This is a genomic window from Candidatus Paceibacterota bacterium (assembly GCA_036517255.1).
GTDB lineage: Bacteria > Patescibacteriota > Minisyncoccia > Phycocordibacterales > WO2-35-19 > DATDXE01.
In genome coordinates, this window is record DATDXE010000008.1 from 1 (window position 1) to 2,097 (window position 2,097).

Sequence of the window (2,097 nt, forward strand, 5' to 3'; positions counted from 1 at the left end):
GAGAAATTTATTGCCCAGTCCTTCGCCCTCCGAAGCGCCTTTAACCAGTCCGGCGATGTCAACAAACTCGACTACCGCCGGAATAGTTTTCTTCGACTTGGACAAAGCGGATAGTGTCTCAAGCCGCTCGTCCGGTACCGGCACAATGCCGACCGATGGGTCAATGGTACAGAACGGATAATTCTCCGCCGGCACGCTCTGTTTAGTCAGCGCGTTGAAAAGCGTTGACTTCCCCACATTTGGCAACCCCACAATTCCAACAGAAAGTTTGGACATAAAGCTTAAGAATAACTCAAAAAAGAGATAACTTCTCGGCTAGACCAATGTAGGTCCTGGGGGAAATTTTTCTCAACTCCTTTTTTATTTTCTCACTAACTTTTAGTTTATCGATAAATTTCTGGAAATCTTTTCGTGTCACTTTTTTCCCTCTCGTCAGATTTTTTAAAGCTTCGTAGGGCATGGCCACATTTTCCCTTCTTAAAATAGTCTGTATGCCCTCTGCAATAACCTCATAATGATGATCTAAATCCTCAAGAATTTTTGTTCGATTGGGACTTATCTTACTTAATCCTTTTTGAATAGCTTGATAGGCGATAAGACTATGAGCAAGGGCGATGCCGAAGTTTCTTTCGACAGTAGAGTCAGATAGATCCCTTTGCAGACGTGAAATTGGGAGCTTTGAACTAAAGTAAGTAAAAAGCGCATTTGCCATGCCAAGGTTTCCTTCACTGTTTTCAAAATCAATTGGATTAATTTTGTGCGGCATAGTTGATGACCCTATTTCAACTTCTTTTGGTTTCTGACTAAGCCAACCATCACTTATGTATCGCCACACATCTTGGTCAAAATCGATGAGAATTGTATTTATTCTACGCATAATATCGAATAGTTCAGCATATGTATCGTGTGGTTCTATCTGAGTAGTCACCAAATTGGCCTCGAGCCTTATTTTTCTTTCTGTATTTAGAGTCATGATAAAATTCTGAGTAAATTTCGGCCAATCTATCTTTGGATAGGCGGTAAAGTGAGCATTATAGTTTCCTGCCGCTCCATTCAACTTGACCAAAATCCTGTATTTTTTCAGTTGATTTATCTGTCTTTTAAGTCGAGAAGAAAAAACTTTAAATTCCTTACCTAATGTTGTTGGTGAAGCGCTTTGTCCATGTGTTCGTGCAAGCATAGGGATATTCTTAGTCGATTGCGCAAAATGATCTATTGAAACGAGAACAAAATTGAGATACGGAATTATTTCACTTCTTAAAGACTCTGAGAGCATCAAGGCATATGATAAGTTGTTTACATCTTCTGAAGTCAGAGCGAAATGAATCCACTCTAAAACATCCACCAAGGAAGTATTCTTTAAGCGTTCCTTAATAAAATACTCGATGGCCTTTACATCATGATTGGTTGTTGCTTCAAAACTTTTTACTTCTTCAGCATCTTTTATTTCAATACTATAGAGGCCACGAATAACTGATTTTTCTGCTTTACTAAACTTTCGAAGTCTTGTCTTCTTTTCTTCTGACAGTGCGATTAAATATTCTCCCTCCACAATAATTCGGTATTTGATAAGAGCTACTTCACTAAAATATCTGGACAGGGGCAAGGTGGTTTTATGATACCTTCCGTCAATCGGCGAAATAGCTTTAAGTGGTGACATTTTAATTTTTTTTATAAATTATCTTTTCCCCTTTTGTTAATTTGGAAGTAATCTCAACTTGCGGGACTTTTTCTTTTGTGATGCGACCGGCTACTTTTGCTTGTATAGAGAACCGCTTTGCACACCTCAAACAATACTTTACATCCTTCTTATCAACAACCAGAAACATTCCTTGACCACCATTCCATGTCTCGTAAAATTCTCTATCCGACAGCCCTCTCCATGTGGCGCAATTTCTCATAATAGTTGGGGGTTCCCACAAATCATTTAGATTGGCTGACAATCCTCGAGGAAACAAAATATCTTTGGCAAATTTTTCTTTAATAGCACCACCAGAAAGATGCACGATGGCATGCACTTTTATCTCTTGCTTGAAACCGGGTTTAAACCATCCATTTAGAGTCGTAAGAAGTGGGTCGTAGAGCACTGATGGAGCG

General features: G+C 39.2%; 3 protein-coding genes. All 3 read right to left on the minus strand.

Annotated elements, in window-relative coordinates; translation table 11 throughout:
• On the minus strand, positions 1-276 hold a 276-nt coding region (locus VJH67_01765), incomplete at its 3' end, for a GTPase (protein HEY4515897.1).
• Between the two features lie 16 nt (positions 277-292).
• A complete protein-coding gene (gene purB, locus VJH67_01770; GenBank protein HEY4515898.1) occupies positions 293-1,660 on the minus strand; it encodes an adenylosuccinate lyase in 1,368 nt (455 codons plus the stop codon).
• A gap of 1 nt (position 1,661) precedes the next feature.
• A partial coding sequence (locus tag VJH67_01775; protein ID HEY4515899.1) for an AIR synthase-related protein occupies positions 1,662-2,097 on the minus strand: 436 nt, incomplete at its 5' end.

Excerpts from the sequence above, each read along its gene's own strand:
- purB (HEY4515898.1), bottom strand. The coding sequence starts at position 1,660 with ATGTCACCACTTAAAGCTATTTCGCCGATTGACGGAAGGTATCATAAA.